The organism is Terrisporobacter vanillatitrophus, from assembly GCF_051148895.1.
GTDB lineage: Bacteria > Bacillota > Clostridia > Peptostreptococcales > Peptostreptococcaceae > Terrisporobacter > Terrisporobacter vanillatitrophus.
Genome location: NZ_CP154625.1, coordinates 2,901,989 through 2,926,867 on the forward strand (window position 1 = coordinate 2,901,989; position 24,879 = coordinate 2,926,867).

Sequence of the window (24,879 nt, forward strand, 5' to 3'; positions counted from 1 at the left end):
CTTTATTTTACCATAAATTTCAATTAATTTAATGAGATTTCTTCACGTTCACTAAATTTATACAATATTTCTTCTTTTAATCTTTTATTATCTTCTTGTTGTAATTTTACATCTTGACCGATTATGTATCTAGCCTCTAATTGAACCTGTTTTAATATTTTAATGTGTTTAAAAATATTTGCAACTTTTAACTCTGGAAGACCATGTTGTCTTGTTCCAAAAAATTCTCCCGGCCCTCTTATTTCTAAGTCTTTTTGAGATATTTTAAATCCATCTGTAGTTTCTTCCATAATAGCCATTCTTTCTCTACAGACTTCAGTTTTTGAGTTATAAATAAGTATACAGTAGGATTTATGTTTTCCTCTTCCAACACGTCCTCTAAGTTGATGAAGTTGAGCTAGACCAAATCTTTCTGCATTTTCTATTATCATCAATGTAGCATTAGGTACATTTACTCCAACTTCAATAACTGTAGTAGATACTAATATGTCTAACTTTTTATTTTTAAAATCATCCATTATGGCATCTTTTTCACTTGGTCTCATCTTACCATGAAGTAGACCTACCCTTAAATCTGAAAAGAATTCTCTTTTTAGTTCTTCCACAAGTTCAACTGCTGCTGTAGCTTCTATTTTCTCACTCTCATCTACTAAAGGACAAACCACATAAACTTGTCTTCCTTTTTCAACTTCACCTCTTACTAAATTCTCATAAGCTTCATTTCTTCTTTTATGTTCTATAGCAATAGTTTCTACAGGTTGCCTTCCTGGTGGCAACTCGTCTATTATAGATATATCTAAATCTCCGTATAAAATTAAAGCTAATGTTCTAGGTATAGGCGTTGCTGTCATTACTAAAATATCAGGGCTATCTCCTTTATTTGATAATCTTCCTCTTTGTCTAACACCAAATCTATGTTGTTCATCTGTTATAACTATTCCTAAATTTTTGAATTCCACCTTATCTTCTATAAGAGCATGCGTTCCAATAAGAATATCTACCTCTTGTTTTTTTACTTTTTCTAATACTTTTTCTTTTTGCTTCTTTGTAAGACTTCCTACCAGTAACTCAGATTTAATATTAAAGGTTCCTAATGTCTCCTTGAACGAATCGTAGTGTTGTGATGCTAAAATCTCTGTAGGCGCCATTAAAGCGCCCTGATAGCCATTTAAAACTGAGGTTGCTAATGCAAGTAATGCTACAACTGTTTTTCCACTTCCAACATCACCTTGAACCAATCTATTCATTACATTTTGCGATGTCATATCTTCAGTAATTTCATTTAATGCTCGACTCTGAGCTTTAGTTAATTTAAACGGAAGAGATTTTATTATATCCTTTAATTTTTCTTTTTCTTCAAATCTTATTCCACTAGCTTCATTTATCCCACTTTTAAAATAAAATAGTCCTAACTGTAAAATTAGAAATTCTTCAAAAACTAATCTATATAAAGCAATTTTTAAAGCTTCTTTATTAGTAGGTGAATGTATATTTCTAACAGCAAAATCAATTCCACATAATTTATATTTTTCCAGTATATATTGAGGTAAATATTCTTTTATCTTAAACTCTTCCTTTGTAAGAGCTGATTTTATCATTCCTTGTAGCTCTTTATTAGTCAGACCATAAGTCAAAGGATATACTGGCTCAATTTTACAAGTAGAAATTGGTTTGTTAGTATAATGTTCAACCTCAATAGGTATAAATTCTTTAAAATTGTTTTCTATCTTAACTTTTCCAAAAACTAAAATACTATCTCCACTTTTAAACACCTTTGTAATATACTCTTGGTTAAAGAATGATATTTTTATATATCCACTATCATCTCTTATATCCATTCTAGTTAGTTTCATACCTTTTCTTGGACTATAGGTATTTATTTTAGTTATAATACCTTTAATCGATACTTTATCTTCATTTTCCAATTGATTGATTTTTTTTACAACACTTCTATCCTCATATTGCCTTGGAAAATAGTATATTAGATCTTTTAGAGTAAAGATATTAAGCTTATGAAGTTTTTCAGCTCTTTTAGGACCTATTCCTTTTACAAATTGTATTTCTTTATTCAATTTATTCATAATTATCACCTACAAATATTATTCCCTTGCGAATAAAAAATCCTGTATAACATACTAATTTATAGTACGATTATACAGGACTAGTTAATCATTATTCAACTGAAATTAAGTAATAATAAAGAGGTTGTCCTCCATAGTGTAATTCCACATCTATATCTTCAAATTTTTCTTCCAATGAATCTCTTAAGGCTTCGGCTTCTTCCTCATTAGTATCTTCACCATAGAATAAAGTTATTATCGCACTATCTTCATCTACTAATTTTTCTATAAGGTCAGTAGTTATTTCATCAACCCTATCTCCTGCAGATAGTAATTTACCTTCAGCGATACCTATTATATTTCCTTCTTTTACTTCCACATCATTTATAACCGTGTCTCTTACAGCATAAGTTACTTGACCTGATTTTACTGAAGATAAAACCTCCATCATATTTGCTTCATTTTGACTTACATCTGCATCTGCATCGAATGTTACTAAAGTAGCAAAAGCTTGTGCAACATTTTTAGTTGGTATAACTATTATGTTTTTATCACTTAATTCTTTAGCTTGATTAGCAGCCATTATTATATTACTGTTATTTGGTAATATTATTATATTTTTAGCATTCAAATTTTCTATTGCTTTCATAAAATCTTCTGTACTAGGGTTCATAGTTTGACCACCTTCTATTATGTGATCAACTCCAAAATCTTTAAATATTTGTGCTAAACCTTCACCCATAGAAGTAGCTATAAATCCGTAATCTTTTTCTTCAACAGGTATATCTTGTGTTTGAGCCGTTTCATTTAGTACCTTATTTTCATGTTGAAGTTTCATATTTTCTATTTTTATTGTTAATAATTGTCCGTATTTTAATGCCTCTTGTATAGCAAGACCTGGGTCATTTGTGTGAACATGTACTTTTATTACACCTTCATCTCCAACTACAGCTAAACTATCTCCAAATTTCATGTACATATCTCTTACTGCTAAATCGTCTATTTTATCACTTTCTAAAATAAATTCTGTACAGTATTGGAATTTTATATCTTCACTTGATATATTTCGCTCCACGTTAATCTCTACGTTAGATGATGTTCCACCTTCCACTGACTCTATGTTATTTCCTTTTAGTGAAGATAGCATACCTTCATACATAAGAACTAGTCCTTTACCACCTGAGTCTACAACTCCAGCTTCTTTTAATGCCTTTAGTAATTCTGGTGTTTTATTTAGTGATTCATTAGCTCTCTTTACTACTAATTCAAGAAATTCTATCATATCCATATCTGGCTTAGCTACTTTTACCGCATACTCTCCACTTTCTCTAACTACAGTAAGAATAGTTCCTTCTATAGGCTTAATTACAGCTTTATAAGCAGTATCAGATCCATTTTTAAGAGCATTAGCTAAATCTACAACATTTAAGCTTTCTTTACCTTCTATTGATTTTGCTATTCCTCTTATTATTTGTGATAGTATTACTCCTGAGTTTCCTCTAGCTCCCATTAAAGAACCTTTAGAAAGAGCTTTACCTATATCTGCTATATTATCATTTTGAGTTTTAGATAATTCTTTAATTGCATATGATATAGTTAAAGACATGTTTGTTCCTGTATCACCATCTGGAACTGGAAATACGTTTAGTTTATCAACTAAATCTTTATTGTTTTGAAGATTATTTGCACCTGAAACAAACATTTCTCTAAATATTTTTCCGTCTATATATTGAATCATATTCTTCCTCCTATATTACTTAACCCTGATACCTTGCACGTTAACATCAATTTTGCTAACTTTTATTGATGTAGTATTTTCTACTGAATATTTCACTCTGTCTATTATGTTATTTGCTACAGTAGAAATGTTAATTCCATATTGCATTATAACAAATAATTCTATTTCTATTTTATTATCTTCCGTTTCATATATTTTAACGCCTTTAGTAGCATTGTCTCCTTTTAACAATTCAACAATACCTTTTATCTTTTGTGAGAAACCTACTAATCCGTAACTCTCCATTGCAGCTCTATATGCAATTTGAGCTATAACATGTTTATCTATTTCTATACATCCATATTTATTATTTACTTTAGTAGTCATGGTTTTACCCCCTCATTTTCTTTTTTAATAATATTTTGTACAATGTTGAATTATTATTTCATCAATCCAACAAATTTCCTTTATTTTAATAAATTATAGTTTATATTTCTATTTTAGACAAGATATATAATACTATAAGTAATTAATAATTAAAAGCTATTTAAATTTATCAACTAAAAAGACGTTTATTGTCAATACTATGTATTAAGAAATAGAAGATATAAAGTTTTTGCGTTTTAAAACATAGCTATTTACAGCATAATAAAATAATGATAATAAACTTTTATCATTATTTTTTCTTTTAATATTTACATTAGCAAAATTTATATATATAATTTTATATGATAATGAGAAAATCTTCAATATGTTAAGGACAATTATATATTTTTATTGCAAAAATTCAAATTTTATGTTAATATAAATATGTTTTTAGTCTTAAAATAGTTATCATTTTAAGGAGGTGTATATAATGTCAAGAGTATGTTGCGTATGTGGTAAAGGTAAAGTTTCAGGAAACCAAGTATCACATTCAAATAAACACAGCAAGAGAACATGGGCTGCTAACTTAAGAAACGTCAAAGTTATAGAAAATGGAACTCCAAAAAGAGTAAAAGTTTGTACAAGATGCTTACGTTCAAACAAAGTTGATAGAGCTTAATAATAAATTTATTTTATTAGTAAAGAGCCTACTGAAATGTAGGCTCTCATTTTTTATCTAAAAGTTTATCTAATTTTTTATTTTCTACTTTTTATTCGTTCTCATAAATTTTAAAACAATATTAGAAAGCCATTTTGGTAATTTTATAGTTACCATTTTCATACTTATCCCTCCCATGTTAGATAAATTTCAATATTTCCCATTACGTTTATATCACAACATTTATTAATTTCTATGCAAATTATATTTTTTATAGACCTTAAATTAAATGTTATCTGCATATTATTTATATTTATCTTAAAAAATCAAATATAAAAACCTTCCCATTAAATTATATAAAATGTACCCTTTGTAAAAGACAATTAAAAAAAGCCTATCTAGGCAACCAAAAGATGATTCCTATATTGAATTGAAGTCATCTTTTTTAAATTCCATTGATATCCATAATTATTATAATAATCCATATATTCATTTATCTCATTTTTAACGTCATCTAAACTATTACAATTTTTAAAATTAACCCCATCCTTAAAATGTCAAAAAAATGACTCTTGCGGAGCATTATCCCAACAGTTTCCCCTGAAACTTTGGACTTGTGTAATGAGCTCCTTGATCAGAATGTATAAGTGCATCTTTGTGTAGGCTATCGCCTATACTTTCAATAAGATTATCAATTGTATTAAGTACTATATCTATCTTAAGTCTAGATGAAACATTATATGCTAATATCTAATTTGTGGATGAATCTTTAATTGTTGAAAGGTATGCTCTTTTAGCAATTCATTTTCCGCTTGCAATAATTTTAATTTAGCCTCTAATCGACTATACTTTTCTTCTAATGATACATCTTTTGTTCTAGGCCTACCTGAATTTAACTCTCTTGTATCTGAAAGACCTAAAATTTCTTCTTTTTTATATGACTTTCTCCATCGTTTACCGGCAGAATGAACCCTATGTATGCCTAATATATCTATATCAAATCCACATTCTTCAAATACTTGTCTCGGTAATTTACCGTTACTATTTTCAAATATGAATATTTTTCTAAACTCTTCAGTATACGTAATTCCTTTTGAAGTTACATTTTTTACATATTTATTTTTTGACAATAATTCTATCTCTTCATTTGTGAATAACTTTTTACTCATTACTACGCTCCCAATGTTTTTATTTTATTATATACAAAAAAATCCTATAGAGTAGACTTTTTTAAATTGTCTACTCTATAGGATACATTTTAATATTAAGGAAGGTTTTTATTTTATAATTATAAATTACTTATTACATTGATTTTTTCTTATTATCAAACATCACTTAAATATATAAATCAGTGTACTTAATTACCATGTTTGTAGACTTGTACATTTTGATAAATATCATTTATATATTATTGTAAATTTTATTTTGTTTCTTTCTAGTTATTTTGTTCCATTGGTGCTTTCTTTTTTTATAACCTATAATTCCTGTTAGTCTATACCAAGAACAAATTTGTCTATATCCAAAACTTTCAACTACAGAAAATAGTATTAGCTTTAATATAGACCATCCACTTGAGATATATTTAAACATATAATTTTCAAGCATAATAGATGATATGGATATAACTGCACTATAGAAAATATACACTAATAAAAAAATAATTAAGAAGTCTATATTCAAAATTCCTGTAAAGTATGAAGCTATTACTATAAATAATCCTACCACATCTAGGACACACGATAACAGTTCATAAATTAAAAAGTATAAAAACGAAAATACACCTACCATGCCATATCTTGGATTTAAAAGTATATATTTATGATTTATTAAACTAGTCATTAATCCTATATGCCAACGCCTTCTTTGATGTTTAAAATCTTTATATCTTTCCGGAACTTGAGACCAACAAATTGCATCATATGCATATTTAATTTTATAAGGTAGTTTATTTTTTCTATAAAATGAATGAAGCTTTACTACAAGATCCATATCTTCTCCAACAGTATTTCTATCATATCCTCCAACATTAAGAGCTGCACTTTTTTTGAATAACCCGAATGCACCAGAAATTATTAAATTACCATTAAATTTATTAAACCAAACTCTAGTTGTTAGGAATACTCTATAATATTCTATCGTTTGTAAAATAACTAGTAATTTTTTTGGAGAAAAAACTTTTACAACTTCACCTTTATCTAAAATAACTTGATTAGCTACTTTTATATTTCCACCAACTGCAATAGTTGTATCATCTTCCATAAATGGTCTAACAATGCTACTTAATGAGTTTCTTTGAAGTATTGAATCTGCATCAAGTGAAACGAATAATGGGTATTTAGATATATTTATACCCATATTAAGTGCATCTGCTTTACCACCATTTTTTTTCCTTATTAGTGTTATTTCCTTATTGTTAAAAGTGTATCCTTCATAAATGCCATCTTCTTTTTTACATTCTACAATTCTTCTAATAGGCCTTGCTATTTTTCTTAGTTCAAAATTATTAATTACTACTTCAGATGTGCTATCCTTTGAGCCATCATCTATAACAATAATTTCGTATTCTGGATAATCTAAATATAGTAAAGAATTTATACAGTCTACAATTGTATCTTCCTCATTATAAGCCGGAACTAATATAGAAATTGGTATATAATTTTCACTACTTTTTATAGATATATCATTTAAATATTTTTTCTTTCTTTTATTCTCATTTAAATCTAAAACTGAAGAAATAGTAGATATAAAAAATATAAAAGAATAAATAAGTATATAATACATAAAAAATATATTTAAATATTCAATAATTAATTTAAACATTATAATTTACCTCTAATTTTTTTGATTTATCAATATATTCATTAAAACTTATTTTGTTTTTCATAAACATAGCATAAAAAAGTACATCTCTAGAATATTTATCATCTTTTAATAAAGCCTTCTCTACTATATTTTCATCAAATTCTAATAATGACATAGCTGAGTTATACCTAACATACCAATTTTTATCAGTTATACCTTCTAATAAAGATTTAATACTTTTTGCACTTTTATAACTCGATAATGCAGAAGCACAAATAGCTCTATATTCCCAGTCATACTCCTTTAGAATCTTAATAATTTCTTCTTGAGCTTGTTCATAGTTTACTACAGAAAAATATTTAATAATACTTATTTTAACTTCTTTCCCATAGCTTTGACTTTTTAAAATTTCTATCAAATTATTTTTTACATATTCTATTTTATTATTTTTAAAATGCTCTATTATGTCCTTTTTAAAATTAGTATTAAAACTATCAAAGTTTTTCATAAGTTCTTTATTTATTAAATATTGATCTCCTCCAAATTGATTTAATACATCTATAAAAATTTTATTATTTATATAATGATTACTATCAGAAATATATTTAATTCCTTCTAAAAAATAATTTAAATTTCCAATCTTTGAAATAGCCTCAAGAGAAGATACTCTTAAATATATTGACTTTGTATTTAAAGATTTAATTAAAAAGTTATTTATTTTATAATTACTTAATTTAAACTCTCCCAAAACAACTGCACAATATACCTTAATTGCTTCATCCTTTTTATTATTCTTATTTATAAATTTTTCAATAAAAACCTCAAAGTTACTCATATATATTTTTGTAAATTTATAATTTTCTTTATCATTATTAAATTCAGTTATTGCATTAATAAAAGATTTTATATAGTACTTTTTTCTTAAATTATCATCAACATATTTAATGTCCATCTTAGAAAGACTTTTTCCTAACTTTACACAGTTTAACTGAGTCAGTACTTCTTTTTTAAAAGTCTCATTAAGTTTTTCAACTCTTTTATTGAATATAATATCCATTATATCTCTCCCTATCATATATACAATAGAAGCTGAGATTATATATATGAAGAAGCTTAGCATAATATATATACGAGTTATATTTTGCATAGCATATTATCTCCCCTATTTTTTATTTAATTCTTTCTTCAAAATATAATAAGATTGTTTTAATCTTTCATGATACTTTGGTGTAGTCCATCCTTTAAATGCATATGAACCACTTTCTAACCTTCTTATTTTTGAATCTTCGCCTTTCATAGTTAAACCCACATTTATATTTTTAATTTTTAATGGCTGAGTTTTAAACTCTTCATAAAAATCATCTTTTATCTTAGTTGTAGATGGATCCATAAAATTTAATAAAGCCCACGGAATTCTAATCTCTATATATTTTTTATCCATATAAAAATCCGCTGAAGAATTATAATCTTTATTATTTGGATTTCCATTTCCATAAACTAATTTACCAGTTTCATAATCTGCTTTATCTACAAAATCATTTAATCTTTCTATGTACATCTTTTTTCTTACTTCTATGAATATCTTGGAAAATTTATCCACATCGACCTTATCCTTTATCAAATCAGGTCTTTGTTGATTTTCCTCTTTATTCTCATAAAAATTAAACTCGTTGTAATATTCATGTACATATACTCTAGAATTTTCTTTTCCATTGATATTTATAATAAAATCAACAGGTCTTTCAAATTCTAAATCAAATTGAGAACTAACCTTACTTCCTGATTTTGGAGTAATATCAAGATCTATATATAATTTTTTTTTACTTAAATCAATTTTTCCTGATGATTCAACTATAAAGTATATATATTTTTCATCATTTTTCATAGACAAACTTAACTCTTTATTTCGATTTACAATATCATCCTTATTCCATTCTTTTATACTTTTATCTGGATATGATTCACTTTCATCTTTACCTGGATCAAATGACATAAGACCAAAACTTTGTGAATATGTCTGTGCATCACTCCAATAAATTGATCTATCAAGTATTTTACTCTCTTTAGTATTCCACGATGATCTATTCCAACTATCTTGGAACTCAAATATAAAACTGCCTGCACATTTTGAATTTTTTATAGCTCTATATATTTCAACTAAAGAATTTCCTTGCTCTTCTTCATTTGTTTTTTCATTTTTATTATTTTTTATAAAATCATTTCCTACTCTAGATGAAGGCACTCCAAATTCACTTATTATAACAGGAATACTATGATAATTATTTATATTTTTAAAATATTCTTCTAAATTATATTCATATTCCTTTATTTGTGAGTAAGATGGGTATACATTATAAGATACTACTATTCCTGGTTTAAAACTTCTTTTTGCTTTTATATTTTCTACGTCAATATAATCCTTTGCTTTATCAGTGTCTTCTGACGATTTTGTTAAATTACTATCTTTGTTTAGATTTTCTTTTGAGCTAGCTACATGATATGCAGAAGAGCCTATAAAACTTATTATACTTCGCTTTTTATATGTCTTTAGTTCATAGCCAGCTGCATAGTCTCCCATTTGTCCTAAATAAGATTCAAATGATGAAGCATTTTTATCTGTATAGATGTATTTTCCATTATAAGTTTTTCTCTCATTCATAATTTCTGTATATATTAAATCATGATTGGCAAATTCTATACCAATTGTATACCCAAGTATATATTTAGAAACATCTGTACTATACAGTTGTAATATATCTGGTTTATCATAGCTATATGGATTTCCGTGAACTGAATCAATAGTAAGTTTTATATTATTTTTGAAATACTTTTTTAAATCAATATTTTGTGGATCATAACCATCCTTTAAAAAAGTTTCATCAAAATATATCCCTTGCATTAAGTATATGGGGTTTTCTTTGCCCTTGTTAAACTGTTCTAAGGCTTTATAAAAATTCTGTCCCATAAGATTTTGTACCCTTATACAATTTGCACCCATATCATAAATTAAAGATATCCATCTAAAGTATTCTTTTTCTGTTATATTATTATCACTTGGATAAACCCCTGGTTTTACTGAATTCAAATTTACGCCTTTAATATTAAATTTTTCCCACTTATTATCTTTAGCTATATATATTTCTTTATTTATTGTTTTTGTGGAGTATGTCTTGTCAAATGATATTTTATTTGTTCTAACATTATCTATATAACTTACAATAATTATAAATATAACTGTACTTACAATTAAAAATTTTTTCATTTCTTATCTCCCACTATCTAGACCATTTGCTAAGAGTATCAATATTGTCATCCATCCATTTCCCCCTATTAATTATGAATTTTTTCATCATTGATATTTCTTCTTTATATGAATTAGCCCTGCTTTCTGTATCTTTTAATAAATGAGTATTTTTATCTAAAAACTCCTTATAAAGTTTTATATCTAATGAATATCCTTTATATATATCTTGATTTTCTTCAAAAACTTCTGCTTGATTACATATTTCTATTGGCCACTTGTAAAAATTACGTTTTGTGGCATCTCCCAAAATCATTACTGTTTCATCAATCATGTCTAGTAAATATTTATCGCTTAAAAAAGTCTTTCTTAACTCTTTATATCTACTAACAACCTTTTTACTGAAATGTGTATCTTCCATTAGTCTATCAAACCAAGGTCTATTAATCATAAAAAATCCAGGATAATCAAAAGGTTTGCCTATTTCTTCATTATGATTTCCAAGTGATTTGTTAAAATCCCATATTGGTCCAGCTTTCATTTTTTCTTCATAGTCTTTATAAAAATAAGTACTTAATAATCCAGCATCAGTGTTTTTGAAAAATTCATTTATAATATAATAATCAACAAAAGAATTTACATCTATATATTTTGCATATCCGTTTATTGGGTCATTAAATTTATCCGAATATAAAACTCTTTCAAATCCACTAATATATTTATTTATATATTCATATTTATCAGGCGTTAAGTTTTTCTTAGGGTATTCAATATTTAAACTATAGTTATCAATATAAGTTTGAATTCCATAGTTATTTAAACTTATATCATTTTTCTTCGTTCTATCTTTAACTGCTATAAAACTTGTTTCTACCGTATTATCTTGAGATTTAGTTATATCTACTCTATTCTTATCTCTTTTTATTTTTTCTATCATCAAATAAACACCTTTATAATGCTTTTCTTCAAGTGTTTTACTATCATCATCAACTACAAATACTTCACAAAATCTTACATCTGGTGAATATTCCATAATGTTTTTACTAGTTTTAAATACTAAATAATTTCTCATAAGAGATTTATCTGAAAATGGTCCATTTAAAGCCCAATCACTACCTTTTTTCATACCAAGCAACTTACTATTTTTTTCTTCCCCATTATTATTAATAAGTTCTAAGCTATACTGCTTTTTAGGATATTTACTTGTACTATTACCTCTTACACTTATATTAATTTTGCTTACAAATTCAGGTTCACCATCTAACATATTGTAATAATTTTTAGTATCGTATACTTGTACATAAGAAGATATATCTTCTTGTCTTTTTATCAAGTCTCCATTTGTATTTATTATAACTACTGGTAAATTAAATTTTGTATTTTCCAATCCATATAAATAACTTTTACTAAGTTCTTGTTTTTCACCTTTTTTCTTTTCATTTTTTGCTTTATCTTTAAAATCTTTTATGTATGCACTTGATAAAAACGTCAGAAAAATAAAAAGTAAAGCCATTAATGCTCTAAATATATTTTTTTTCATAAAAGTCACCTAACCTATTGTTTCTCCATTTTGAGCTACAATATTAACTGTATTTACTCCTTCTATTTTATATAGACTATCAACTATATTTTTATCTTCACTATTTTTCATCTTTATCTGATAAATAATCTCTATATTATTACCAACGGAATTTTTAGCTCTTAATTGATTCCCCTTAAAAGCATTAAAAACACACCTCATTATATCTTCTTCTTTGTCTCTAAGACCTCTCACTATAAGAATATATCTATCCTCTCTTCCAAAACCACTAAAGCTAAATATGGATAACACAACAAATAAAAATAATGACCCTACAGTTGCTATCATGTAATTACCACTACCAACACTAATACCAATAGCTATACACCAAAATATATATCCTGTGTCTCTTGGATCTTTTATAGCAGTTCTAAAACGAACTATAGATAAAGCACCAACCATACCTAAAGAAAGTGCTATATCACTACCAATTACTATCATAACCATCGTTGTAACAAGAGTTAGCATTACTAAAGACACATTAAATTTACGATTATACATAACTCCACTAAAAGTAATTTTATAAGTCCAGAATATAACCATTGATATCAACAAAGCTATTCCCATCATTTCTATAGCATCAAATGATGTTATATTACCATTTGGTGCTGATAAATACCTATATAACGTTTCTTTCATTTCCTTAACCTTCCTTATAATATATAATTTTCATAAAATCTTCTTCCACTACAATATTTACTTATTGACTGATTAGTTGTATCTAAACCTACAAGCGCTTGTGATATCCAACAAAATAATTCACCATCAAACTTAACTTCTAACAAAGAATTATAATAATCGAAAGCAGGAGTCATAATTACGTCATCACTAAACATGTTAAAATCAAACTCATTAGATCTTATATCACTATCTAGGGTAACCCTTATATTATTTTCATTATGAATATATGCCCTTCTATTATAATCAACCAAAACCACTGGTTGATACTGCCCCATTGTCATAATATTATAAGCTGAATGTGCTATATCATTATCATATTTTAAAAGTACATTATAGTCTTTATTTATTAATCTCAATGTATCTTCTTTGCTTATAGTCGTAGTTTCTTTTATTTGACTTATATTTATTTTCCTTTTTATTTCTAATTTAACTTGAGTTGTCTTTGTGTCATATATCCTTAATCTTATTTTTTTTCTAACTTCTTCCCCACCAACCTTTGCATAATAATCATCATTATTTATACTGTCAAAATATAAGCTTCTGATTCTATATCCATATTTCCCATTATTTATATCAGGAGTTAATATTTCATTAAACAATTTGTTGATTTTATAGTAATCCATCTCTCCTATTGGATACTTTAGTTCTCTTCTATTAACAATCATTCTCCTTTTCCACCTGCCCTACTTTATAAAAAATACAAATAATATACTTGTCATAATTTATTTTAATCAATATGATTTTATCATATTTTGTTGTAATAGAATATGTAAATATAGGTAATATATAATTATTAATAAAAAGACTTCTCCTAATTAATAATTAAAATGTACCCTATAGAATAGACGATTAAAAAAAATCTATTCTATAGGGTATTTTAATGTATACTAAAATAAATACATTGCATTAGGAGTTATTTTATTTACAATTAAAAAACAGAATTACCTCTTAGAAATTTTTGGAAAGTTTATGGAGAGCTATCAATAATGTATGAAGGACGATTAGATTAACAATTATTTATAACTAGCAAAAAAACACCTTTTTTAAAGGTGGGGTTGACGTGCAATTAAATTAGAATTACATTCAAGTTAAGGCACGGATAGATTTTTATTCTACCCGCGCCTTAACAAATTTATCATAGAAAGCTATTTACAGAAAATTTTTCACAGTCTCATGAAATTTAAACAAGATGACTCCCTGTTAAATACAGAAATCATCTTGCTAGCTAGACCTTACCAGAAATATAATTATTAATAGCAAACATTTTAACTTCATTTGAATAAAATTTATTTTTAGATGATGTTTTAAGTCCTTCGGCTCCATGCTTCTCATATTTATGAATCCATTCATAAAATGCTATTTTACCAACTCTAATCATTTTACAGATAGCCATTGGACCTTTTTCACCATTTAAATACATTTCAACTGATTTAATTTTTGTTTCAAAATCTATTTTAGATTTTCTTAACATATAAATTCCAAAATAAAATTATTACACAAATCTATAGACATTCTCGTCCTTGACAAAGGGTATATTTTAAATTAAGAAAGATCTTTTTATTAATAACTAAGATTATAATTTCTTATAATCAAAGCATATCCATCTTCAATTTTTATAATACATTCATCTTCTAACATCACATTAGATATTCCTAAAGATGATAAATATCCCATTTTAGCATTTTTCAAAGGATACTCTAACTTTTTAAGAGTTATATTATTTACATCTGTCATTATAGGTACAATTGATATAGTATCCCCCTTTTTCCCATGCAAAATAATTTCTTCATTTCTTATAATAGTAATTTCTTCTTCACTTGTTATTATCCTAGGTGTTATATTCATTTCTCGTACATAGTGCATTAAACCTATATTTGCAAGAGTATGATCTATTCGACCTCCTAAAGAACCGTAAAAATCTATTTTTTTTGCTTTTAGTTCTTTTGCTAGATAAATACAAATTTGTGAATCTGTTTCATCCTTATGAGATGGATATGTTTTAAAAAATATGTTTTTACTTTTATAATAATCTACTAAATCATTATTAATAGAATCTAAGTCTCCTATTATATAATTCGGTATTATATTCATTTTATATAAATGATTACATCCACCATCGGCTCCTATTATAAAATCATATTTTTCCCTAAGTATTATTTCTTTTGTTTTATTATAATTTTTTATTTCGCCATTTAATATAATACAAACTTTCATCAATATCTCCTAAAAACTCGCATTCTTTCTCATTAACTTTACAGTTTCTTCTATGTTTTCACTATTAAATATAGCTGATCCTGCTACTATTACATTTGCTCCAGCTTCTACTACCTCATGTATATTACTTGGTTTTATACCGCCATCTACTTGTATATCAACATTAAGATTTTTTTCATCTATTAACTGCTTTAATTCTTTTATTTTTTCTATCATACTTCCAATAAATGATTGTCCTCCAAAACCAGGGTTTACAGTCATTATAAGTACCATATCTATATCTTGCAATATATGCTTTATTGTTTCTATTGGTGTGGCAGGATTTAAAGCTACGCCTGCTTTTACATTGTGCGACTTAATATTTTGTATAGTTCTATGTAAATGTCTACAAGCTTCAACATGCACTACAATTAAATCACTTCCTGCATCAACAAAATCTTTAATATAATTATCTGGATTTTCAATCATAAGATGTGTATCAAATACCATATTAACATCTTTTCTTAATGATTTAACTATTCCAGGACCTAGTGTTATATTAGGAACAAAATGTCCATCCATAACATCTATGTGTAAATATTCACATCCTGCTTTTTCTACCTTTTTAACATCTTCTAATAGTTTCGCAAAATCTGCTGATAGTATTGATGGTGCTAATTTTATCATTTTTAATATCTCCTTTTCCCTTGTCTTATCTCATTAAGCAATTGTATGTAACTTTCATACCTTACTTTAGAAATTTCCCCTGCTTCAACAGCTTCTTTAACTCCACAACCTGGCTCATTTTCATGTATGCATTTATTTCCAAATCTGCAGTTATTAACTTCATCAAATTCTATAAAGTATTCTTTTAATTCACTTTCTTCCATATCATCTAATGTTAATGAAGAAAAACCTGGTGTATCTGCAACTATACCTCCACATTGTAGTTTTAAAAGTTCGGCATGTCTTGTGGTATGTTTTCCTCTTTTGATTTTATCACTAACTTCTCCAGTTTGTAACTTAAAATTTGGATCTATTTCATTTAATAAACTGGATTTTCCAACTCCTGATGGCCCCGCAAATACTACTACACTGTTATTTAGCTCTTCTTTTACCTTATCTATATTGTCTTTAGACTTGCTGCTTACAGGAATTACCTTATATCCACTTAACTCATATATTTCTTTTATTTTATTTGTAGTGTCATCATCATCTAAATCAACTTTTGTAAGAATAATTACAATTTCTAAATTTTCTTTTTCAGCAAGAACTATAAATCTATCTAATAAAGATAAATGAGGTGCAGGGTTCTTTACAGCAAAAACTATTAAGGCTTTTTCCACATTAGCAATGGGAGGTCTTATAAGTTCACTATCTCTTTTATCAATAGTTTCTACAACACCAATTTTTTTCTCTTCATCAACTATGCTAATTTTCACTCTATCACCTACTAAAGGAGTTTGCTTATTTTTTCTAAATATTCCTCTAGCTCTACATTCATACAGTCCCTTTTCTGTATCTACATAGTAGAATCCCCCTATTCCTTTCATTATCCTTCCATCTAACATTAATTGCCTCCTTATTTTTAGCACTTTATTATATATTACCACAATATTTTTATTATTTTAAATTTAATTCTTATATATTATTTTTTATCTCTTTTTTTCAAAAAAATAAATATAAGTAAGCATTATGCTTACTTATATTTTGTATATATGATTTATTTTTATTCTTTAATCATTATCTATATCTTTACTATTGACATTGCTAGTTTCTTTGTCTCCAGAGTTATTACTTCCACCTTGTGTGTTTTCTGAGTCATCATCACTACCGTTGTTAGAATTATCACCTTCTGTTGGTTTTTCCTCTGTTGGTTTTTCCTCTGTTGGTTTTTCCTCTGTTGGCTTTTCTTCTGTTGGCTTTTCTTCCGTTGGCTTTTCTCCCTTACTTACAACAATATTAACAATATCGCCTTTTTTAACACTTCCAACACCTGCAACTGGATTTTGATTGATTACAGTACCTTCTTCATAAATTTCACTGTAACTGTAACTTACACTACCTAATTCTAGTCCCTTATCTTTAAGAATTGTCTTAGCATCTTTTAATGAAAATCCAATTAAATTCGGAACTGATAGTTCTTCTGGCCCTAAACTAATTACTATGGTAACAGTATCTCCTTTTTCAAGTTCAGTTCCTTCTGGTGGAGTTTGAGATATAACATGGTTTTTTTCTACCTCAGAATCATGCTTTTCAGTTATAGCTAATTTTAATCCTAAATCATTAATAACTTTATTTGCATTTTCCAAGCTCATATTAAGTAAATTAGGCGTTTTTATTACTTCAACCTGTTCATTTTTATTTAAAAGGCCAAATCCATTAGTTACAACTCCTACTGCTCCAAGCATAGCTAATACAAGCAATCCAATCAGGACACCTTTAAATCCTCTTCTTTTTTTATTTTTAGGTCTTCTTTCATAGTTATTGATATCTTCTCTTTCAGATTCAATAAAATCATCGTCTTTAACATCTCTACTTTGTTCTTTTCCTAATGTTTTAAATTTAGACTCATCTACCACTTCAACTGGCGGTATTCTTCTTGTAGCAAAATCATCATATTGTTTAATAAAATCTAAATCTATATTTTGTTCAATATATTCAATATCTTCTATAACTTCTTCGCTACTTTGATATCTGTCTTCTGGAGATTTTTCTGTTAATTTTTTTATTAATGTTCTAATACTTTGAGGTACTTGGGTTTTTTCTTCCAAAGTAAATTCTATGTCTTCATTTATATGTTGAAGAGCTATTGAAATAGGACTATCGCCTTTAAAAGGTACTTTACCTAATAACATTTCATATAAAACAATTCCTAAAGAATATAAGTCTGCGTTATTTTTTACCGATTTACCTTTAGCTTGCTCTGGTGAAAAATAGTGAACAGATCCTATAATACTTCCTATATTAGTCATAGTAGAATTTGTAGCTGCTTTAGCTATTCCAAAATCTGCAACTTTTACATTTCTACCTTCACTTGATATTAATATATTATGAGGCTTTATATCTCTGTGTATAACACCTTTTTTATGAGCTGCTCCAAGAGCTTTTGCTATTTGTTTAGTTATATCAAGAGCAGTATATTCATCTAAAGTTCCTTCATTTTTTATAATTTCTTTTAGATTTTGCCCATCTACATATTCCATGACTATATAATTTACTTTTCCGTCACAACCTACATCATATACGTTTACTATATTAGGGTGAGATATATTAGCTACGGCTTCTGCTTCTCTTTTAAATTTCACTAAAAATTCCTCGTCGTCAACAAATTCCGGTCTTAAAACTTTTACAGCTACCACCCTATTTAGAAGTCTATCCTTTGCTTCATAAACAAAGGCCATTCCTCCATCTCCAATTTTCCTTATTATCTCGTATCTATTACCTAAAATTGTTTCTCCCACAATATCACCATCCTAATCAATCTTGCTTAAGATAACAGATATATTGTCCTTGCCAGAATTATTATTAGCCTCATTAATTAAATCTTGGCAAATTTCTTTAATATCTTTATCTTGTTTAATAATATTTTTTATAGATTCATCTTCTACACAACCAGTAAGTCCATCTGTTGCTAAAAGTAACATATCATCTTTTTCTACTTTTTCTCTAAATATATCTACTATAATTATTTCTTCTGCTCCCATTGCTCGTGTAATTTGATTTCTACGAGGATGGAATCTAGCTTCTTCTTCAGTTATTAAGTGAGCATTTACCAATTCTTCCACAACAGAGTGATCTTTAGTTATTTTTCTAAAATTATCACTTTTCAATAAATAACCTCTACTATCACCGACATTGGCTATAATTACATCATTTTTATAAATAACAGCTACAACTAAAGTAGTACCCATCCCTTCACAAGAGTTATCTTCTAAAGCTCTTTTATAAATTTTCTTATTTGCATAATTGTATCCTTGTTTAATTATGTCATCTAAGTAATCCATTTTTATGCCACCACTTTGAAAAATATTCTCTTTCAAAAAATCTATAATATTTTCTACTGCTATTTTACTTGCTACCTCTCCTTTGTTATGGCCACCCATACCATCAGCTAAAGCAAATATTCCTATACAATCATCTTCTATTTGTATAATTTCCCCCATACAGTAGTCTTCATTATTTTTTCTAACTTTTCCCACATGAGAGTCACAATTATAAATCATAGCAATTACCCTCCTTATTTACTTGTGCTTACGTCTAAGCTGACCACAAGCTCCTCCTATATCAGATCCCATAGATATTCTAACTGTTGCTGGAATATTGTTTTTTTCTAGGATATCTCTAAACTTATAAATATAAGTTTTATCAGGTCTTTCAAAATCTCTTTCTTCTACTTTGTTGATAGGAATTAAGTTAACATGACATAACATTCCTTTTAAAAGTTTTACAATTGCATCAGCTTCTTTTTTAGAATCATTTACGCCTTTAATTAACGAATATTCAAAAGTTACTCTTCTATTCGTTTTTTCAATATAATACTTACATGCTTTTATTATATCATCTATCTTATATGCATTGGCAACTGGCATTATTTTTTTTCGTTCTTCATCAAAAGGAGAATGTAGTGAAAGGGCCAAATTAACAGGTAATTGCAAATCTGCAAATTCGTACATTTTAGGCACAACACCACAAGTAGATAAAGTTATATGTCTATATCCTATATTTAATCCATTTTTATCATTTACTAATTTTAAAAACTTTTTAGTATTTTCAAAATTATCCAACGGTTCTCCACTACCCATTAACACTATATTAGATACCCTTTTGTTAGTGTCTTCTTGAACTTTAATAATTTGGTCTAAAATTTCCCAAGGTTCTAAGTTTCTAATTAATCCGTCTAATGTTGATGCACAAAATTTACATCCCATTCTACACCCTACTTGATTTGATATGCACACAGTTATTCTATCTCCATAATCCATCATAACTGTTTCCACTACATTTCCATCATTTAATTCAAATAAATACTTTTTACACTTATCTATTTTGGATTCCAATGACAATTCTTGTTTTATATTTCCTATATAAGATACTTCTTCTAATTTTTCTCTTAAACTTTTCGGTATATTATTCATATCGTCAAAAGTTTTGGCACCTTTATATATCCAAGAAAATATTTGGCTCCCTCTAAAGGTTTTTTCACCTATACTTTTTAAAAATTCTTTTAACTCGTCTTCTGTCATATTTTTTAATGCTACTTTATTTACTGTCATTTCATCACTACCTTACTCTAATTAATTTTGATATAAAGAAACCGTCCATTTCATGAACATTAGGATAAATCTTCATATAACCTTTTTCTTGATTATCTAAATCCACATTAACTTCATTTATAGGAACTAATTCAAAGTTTTTATTTTTTTGTAAAAATTCATTTATCACATCAATATTTTCACTATCTTGTATAGTGCAAGTACTATATATTAAAGTTCCACCTTTTTTAACATACTTAGATGAATTTTCAAGTATTTTCTTTTGAATTGGTGGTAAATCTCTAAATTCTTCTTTTTCTTTATATTTTATTTCCGGCTTTCTTCTAATTATTCCCAACCCGGAACATGGAACATCTGCTAAAACATAATCAAATTTTCCTATACTATCTTTATCTAAAGCTAATCCATCATATTCTTGCACATCTACATTAGTAATATTAAGTCTTTTGCAAGACGCTTTTATTAACTTCAATTTATGCTCATAAATATCTCTAGACACTACTTGTCCAGTGTTATTCATTAATGTGGCCATATGTGTAGTTTTCCCACCAGGAGCACTACATACATCTAAAACCAAAGCATTTTCTTTTGGATTCATAATTTTGCCCACAAGCATAGAACTTATGTCTTGTACAGTAAATAATCCTTCTTTATAAAGTTGGTTATTTTCTATATCTTTTAAATGTTCAACTTTTATAGCTTCATCTATAATATTCACTTTAGATGCTTTAATATTTTGTTTTTCCAATTTTTCAATTAATTCATCTCTAGTTATTTTTAAAGTATTTGTTCTTAAATATATATTAGGTCTCTCACTATTAGCTTCTAATAAATCTTTTGTAAATTCTTTCCCAAAATGTATCATCCAATTTCTTATCATCCACTTGTCATAAGAGTATTTTATAGCTAGATAATCTACATCATCCTTAACTTTTATTTCTCCTATAGTTTCTTTTTGTCTTATAACATTTCTAAGTATTCCATTGATAAATCCCGAAACTTTAGAATTATTTTTCTTAGCTAAATTTACAGTTTCATTTACAGCAGCATAATCAGATATACTATTCAAAAATATTATTTGATATATCCCCATCCTTAATAAGGTTTTAACGTATATCTCCATTTTATTTGTTTTTACTTTTGATAATTTATCAATCATATAATCTATGTAATATTTATTTTCTATTACACCGTATATTATTTCTGTTGCTAATCCTCTATCTTGGCTCGATAAATTCTTATCCTTAAAGTGTTTATTGATTGCCATATTTGAATAATTTTTGTTCTTTTCTATATCTAAAAGAACTTTGTATGCTATTTCTCTTGAGTTCATAATTTTCTCCTTGTTTGTCAAAATTTAATTAAGTTTTGATTTATTTTATTTTTGAAATTTACTTTGTTCAAAACAAAACAGGTCCTAGTAAACTAGGACCTAAATATTAATCATCACGACTATTTGCAATCATCACTAATCTTAGTAATTGAAGTATTGCAGTAAATGCTGCTGCCACATAAGTTAGAGCTGCTGCTTGAAGTACTTTTCTACTTTGTCTCACTTCTCTATCATCTACTATTCCTAAAGATGTAAGTTGATTTAAGGCCCTACTTGAAGCATTAAATTCCACAGGTAGTGTTACTATTTGGAATAACACTGAAGCAGAAAATAATAATATACCTATTTGTAAAAAAATCCCTCTTGTAAAAAATCCTAGCATTATAAATATCCAAGACATGTTTGACGTGAAATTTACAACAGGAACTAGGCTACTTCTTATGTTTAAAGGTGCATATCCATGAGCATGTTGTATAGCATGACCACACTCATGAGCAGCCACAGCCACAGATGTTATAGATGTACTACTATAAACATCTTGGGATAGCCTTAAAACCTTAGATCTTGGATCATAATGATCACTAAGTCTTCCTCTAACCATTTCTATTCTAACATTAAATAATCCATTACTATCTAATATTTTTCTAGCTGTTTCTTCTCCTGTATATCCTCTACCACTTCTAACGTTTAAAAATCTACTGGTTGTTGAATTAACTTTAAATTGTGCATATAAAGTTAATAATATTGCCGGTATTAATAGTATCATAGTTGGATCTATTCCATATCCTAAACCGCCATATCCATACATAGGATACATATAAAACACTCTCCTTATTTTTTAGTAAAGAAATCTATTGCTTTCTCTATTTCTTTAATATTAATATTTGTATTTATACAAGGTCCATAAGGTCTAGAGTTAAAAACTCCAAGAACCGAAATCCCTTTAACATCTTTTACACCTGATGTTAGATCTCTTTCGCAAGCTACAGCTATGACCGCTCTTGGTTTATTATCAATAATGATTTTTCTTGCCAGAGTTCCTCCTGTAGCTACGAACACTTTTACATTATATTTTCCCTTTAGTTTCAGTAGTTCGTTTATTTTACACATACCACACTTTTTACAGTTATCAATATCATTTGTCACCTTCAGCTTGCAATTATGATTTTGAATACAGTGAGGTATTAAAATTATTAAATCTTCACTATTTAAATTATATTTCTTACTGTAAATATAAGCATTATTTATTTTTATAAATATTTTTCTTATTTCATCTTTTGATATACCCACAAATTTACTCATATTACTTATTATGGGAAATATGCATCTTATTATTTTATAGTTTATTTTCATTAAATATTTATTAACTTTCTTATCATTCAAAGTAAAATAAGTTATTATAGTGGAAAATAATATTAATACTATTATTCCAATGATTATAAGATTTATCACTAAAGAAAGTATATTTATATATTTGAATAAAAATAAATGAATAAGTAAGGCACTTAAAATAAGAGTTATTAGAAAAATATTAATTACTTTAACGTATTTTTTTATATCAGTCATAATAAACCTAACCTAGAATAATATTCTCCTCAATCTTATTTCCTTTTATATATTCACAAACTGCCACTCTTTTTTTGTTTGGCATTTGTATTTCCTCAATTAATAAAACATTATCTTTTGTTGATATTCTTATACCATCCTTATCAACTTTAAGTATTGTTCCAGATGATTTACTACTTACTTCATTTAAAACTTTAGTCTTCCAAACTTTCATAGTTTTGCCTTCATAAGTTGTATATGCACTTGGCCAAGGGTTAACACCTCTAACTAAATTATGAATTTCTTTAGCAGTCTTAGTAAAATCTATATTTCCCAAAGATTTATTCATTATAGGGGCATATGATGACTCATCATCATTTTGCTTTATTCTTGGGGCACATCCTTTTTCTATTTTATCAATAGTTTCTATTAAAAGATTTCCACCTTGTTCTATCATCATATGGTGAAGCTCACCTGCTGTAATTTCATTACTTAGTGCAAATTCACTTTGAAGTATTATATCTCCTGTATCTAGTCCTTCATCCATATACATTGTAGTAACACCAGTTTTTTCTTCTCCATTTATTATCACCCAGTTGATTGGTGCGGCCCCTCTGTATTTTGGAAGCAATGACACATGTACATTAACACATCCTAATTTTGGTATATCAAGCAATGCTTTAGGAAGAATTTGACCATAAGCCACAACTATTATTAAATCTGGATTGATTTCTTTTAATGTACTTATAAATTGTTCATCCCTAGCTTTAATAGGTTGATATACAGGTATGTTATGTTCTAATGCCAATTCCTTAACAGGAGGCATCCCCATTTTTTTACCTCTTCCAATTGGTTTATCAGCTTGGGTAACTACTCCTACCACATTTAGTTTTTCATTTATTAATTTTTCTAGACATCCTTTAGCAATGTCTGGTGTTCCCATAAATACTATTTTCATTTATATCACTCCTACTATTTTTCTACTTTATCTACAAATAATACTCCATCCAAGTGATCTATTTCATGACAGAAAGCTCTAGCTAATAGCTCTTCTCCTTCTATTTCAAAAGTATTTCCATTTCTGTCTTGAGCTCTTACCTTTACTACATAAGGTCTTTTAACTTCTCCAGTTTCTCCAACTACACTTAAGCAACCTTCTGCATCTATTTGTTCTCCACTAGTTTCTATTATTTCTGGATTTACAAGTTCTAATAAGCCATCTCCTACATCAATAACTACTACTCTTTTTAATATACTAACTTGTGGTGCTGCAAGACCAACACCATCTGCTTCATACATAGTATCTGCCATATCTTCTAATAAATCTATTAATTTTTGATCAAACTTTTCTACAACCTTTGATTTTTTTCTAAGTACTGGCTCTCCAATTTTAGCTATTTGTCTAATTGCCATAATTCTTCCTCCTCT

At 27.3% G+C, this 24,879-nt stretch carries 24 protein-coding genes; 1 reads left to right on the plus strand and 23 read right to left on the minus strand.

The window, feature by feature from the left end:
- Positions 1-23: 23 nt before the first annotated feature.
- The 3 genes from recG to TVTCOM_RS14425 form a co-directional block, all read right to left on the minus strand.
- Positions 24-2,081, minus strand: coding sequence for an ATP-dependent DNA helicase RecG (recG, locus tag TVTCOM_RS14415; RefSeq protein WP_434796968.1), 2,058 nt, complete (start codon positions 2,079-2,081; stop codon positions 24-26).
- Between the two features lie 91 nt (positions 2,082-2,172).
- Positions 2,173-3,798, minus strand: coding sequence for a DAK2 domain-containing protein (locus TVTCOM_RS14420; RefSeq protein ID WP_434796969.1), 1,626 nt, complete (start codon positions 3,796-3,798; stop codon positions 2,173-2,175).
- A gap of 15 nt (positions 3,799-3,813) precedes the next feature.
- Positions 3,814-4,164, minus strand: a complete 351-nt coding sequence (locus tag TVTCOM_RS14425) for an Asp23/Gls24 family envelope stress response protein (RefSeq protein ID WP_018589791.1) — start codon at positions 4,162-4,164, stop codon at positions 3,814-3,816.
- 469 nt (positions 4,165-4,633) lie between these two features.
- Between TVTCOM_RS14425 and rpmB the strand changes: the two genes are divergently transcribed.
- Positions 4,634-4,822 (plus strand): 50S ribosomal protein L28, encoded by a 189-nt coding sequence (gene rpmB / locus TVTCOM_RS14430; protein WP_018589792.1) that lies wholly within the window; start codon positions 4,634-4,636, stop codon positions 4,820-4,822.
- A gap of 377 nt (positions 4,823-5,199) precedes the next feature.
- Here rpmB and TVTCOM_RS14435 read toward each other — a convergent pair whose 3' ends face one another.
- The 20 genes from TVTCOM_RS14435 to def all read right to left on the minus strand — a co-directional run bounded on the left by TVTCOM_RS14435 (position 5,200) and on the right by def (position 24,864).
- Positions 5,200-5,286, minus strand: a complete 87-nt coding sequence (locus tag TVTCOM_RS14435; RefSeq protein WP_434799750.1) for an IS3 family transposase — start codon at positions 5,284-5,286, stop codon at positions 5,200-5,202.
- A gap of 258 nt (positions 5,287-5,544) precedes the next feature.
- A complete protein-coding gene (locus tag TVTCOM_RS14440; protein WP_434796970.1) occupies positions 5,545-5,970 on the minus strand; it encodes an HTH domain-containing protein in 426 nt (141 codons plus the stop codon).
- 232 nt (positions 5,971-6,202) lie between these two features.
- On the minus strand, positions 6,203-7,621 hold the full coding sequence (locus tag TVTCOM_RS14445) for a glycosyltransferase family 2 protein (RefSeq protein WP_434796971.1): 1,419 nt from the start codon (positions 7,619-7,621) through the stop codon (positions 6,203-6,205).
- Positions 7,614-8,660 carry a HEAT repeat domain-containing protein gene (locus tag TVTCOM_RS14450; protein WP_434796972.1) on the minus strand — a complete coding sequence of 349 codons (1,047 nt, stop codon included), beginning with the start codon at positions 8,658-8,660 and terminating at the stop codon, positions 7,614-7,616. The genes TVTCOM_RS14445 and TVTCOM_RS14450 overlap by 8 nt, the downstream gene beginning before the upstream one ends.
- Before the next feature lie 105 nt (positions 8,661-8,765).
- Entirely contained in the window at positions 8,766-10,865 is a 2,100-nt protein-coding gene (locus TVTCOM_RS14455) for a hypothetical protein (protein WP_434796973.1), read from the minus strand.
- 13 nt (positions 10,866-10,878) lie between these two features.
- Complete coding sequence (locus TVTCOM_RS14460) at positions 10,879-12,384, minus strand: CotH kinase family protein (RefSeq protein ID WP_434796974.1); 1,506 nt, start codon at positions 12,382-12,384, stop codon at positions 10,879-10,881.
- A gap of 9 nt (positions 12,385-12,393) precedes the next feature.
- On the minus strand, positions 12,394-13,062 hold the full coding sequence (locus TVTCOM_RS14465; protein WP_434796975.1) for a DUF4956 domain-containing protein: 669 nt from the start codon (positions 13,060-13,062) through the stop codon (positions 12,394-12,396).
- A gap of 14 nt (positions 13,063-13,076) precedes the next feature.
- Positions 13,077-13,769 carry a polyphosphate polymerase domain-containing protein gene (locus TVTCOM_RS14470; protein WP_434796976.1) on the minus strand — a complete coding sequence of 231 codons (693 nt, stop codon included), beginning with the start codon at positions 13,767-13,769 and terminating at the stop codon, positions 13,077-13,079.
- A gap of 560 nt (positions 13,770-14,329) precedes the next feature.
- Entirely contained in the window at positions 14,330-14,575 is a 246-nt protein-coding gene (locus TVTCOM_RS14475; protein WP_434796977.1) for a helix-turn-helix domain-containing protein, read from the minus strand.
- An 89-nt stretch (positions 14,576-14,664) separates the two neighbouring features.
- A complete protein-coding gene (locus tag TVTCOM_RS14480) occupies positions 14,665-15,318 on the minus strand; it encodes a thiamine diphosphokinase (RefSeq protein WP_434796978.1) in 654 nt (217 codons plus the stop codon).
- A 9-nt stretch (positions 15,319-15,327) separates the two neighbouring features.
- A complete protein-coding gene (gene rpe, locus TVTCOM_RS14485) occupies positions 15,328-15,984 on the minus strand; it encodes a ribulose-phosphate 3-epimerase (protein ID WP_434796979.1) in 657 nt (218 codons plus the stop codon).
- 2 nt (positions 15,985-15,986) lie between these two features.
- Positions 15,987-16,868 (minus strand): ribosome small subunit-dependent GTPase A, encoded by an 882-nt coding sequence (gene rsgA, locus TVTCOM_RS14490; protein ID WP_434796980.1) that lies wholly within the window; start codon positions 16,866-16,868, stop codon positions 15,987-15,989.
- A 165-nt stretch (positions 16,869-17,033) separates the two neighbouring features.
- Complete coding sequence (pknB, locus tag TVTCOM_RS14495; RefSeq protein ID WP_434796981.1) at positions 17,034-18,761, minus strand: Stk1 family PASTA domain-containing Ser/Thr kinase; 1,728 nt, start codon at positions 18,759-18,761, stop codon at positions 17,034-17,036.
- 12 nt (positions 18,762-18,773) lie between these two features.
- Complete coding sequence (locus TVTCOM_RS14500) at positions 18,774-19,523, minus strand: Stp1/IreP family PP2C-type Ser/Thr phosphatase (RefSeq protein ID WP_434796982.1); 750 nt, start codon at positions 19,521-19,523, stop codon at positions 18,774-18,776.
- Between the two features lie 18 nt (positions 19,524-19,541).
- A complete protein-coding gene (rlmN, locus tag TVTCOM_RS14505) occupies positions 19,542-20,573 on the minus strand; it encodes a 23S rRNA (adenine(2503)-C(2))-methyltransferase RlmN (RefSeq protein ID WP_434796983.1) in 1,032 nt (343 codons plus the stop codon).
- Between the two features lie 7 nt (positions 20,574-20,580).
- The gene (gene rsmB, locus TVTCOM_RS14510; RefSeq protein ID WP_434796984.1) at positions 20,581-21,906 is read right to left on the minus strand and encodes a 16S rRNA (cytosine(967)-C(5))-methyltransferase RsmB; all 1,326 of its coding nucleotides are present in this window, start codon (positions 21,904-21,906) and stop codon (positions 20,581-20,583) included.
- 106 nt (positions 21,907-22,012) lie between these two features.
- The gene (locus TVTCOM_RS14515; RefSeq protein WP_434796985.1) at positions 22,013-22,723 is read right to left on the minus strand and encodes a zinc metallopeptidase; all 711 of its coding nucleotides are present in this window, start codon (positions 22,721-22,723) and stop codon (positions 22,013-22,015) included.
- Between the two features lie 14 nt (positions 22,724-22,737).
- Positions 22,738-23,472: a DUF116 domain-containing protein gene (locus TVTCOM_RS14520; protein ID WP_434796986.1), complete on the minus strand. Its 735-nt coding sequence runs from the start codon at positions 23,470-23,472 to the stop codon at positions 22,738-22,740.
- A 7-nt stretch (positions 23,473-23,479) separates the two neighbouring features.
- Positions 23,480-24,409, minus strand: coding sequence for a methionyl-tRNA formyltransferase (fmt, locus tag TVTCOM_RS14525; RefSeq protein WP_434796987.1), 930 nt, complete (start codon positions 24,407-24,409; stop codon positions 23,480-23,482).
- Between the two features lie 14 nt (positions 24,410-24,423).
- A complete protein-coding gene (gene def, locus TVTCOM_RS14530) occupies positions 24,424-24,864 on the minus strand; it encodes a peptide deformylase (RefSeq protein WP_434796988.1) in 441 nt (146 codons plus the stop codon).
- Positions 24,865-24,879: the final 15 nt, after the last annotated feature.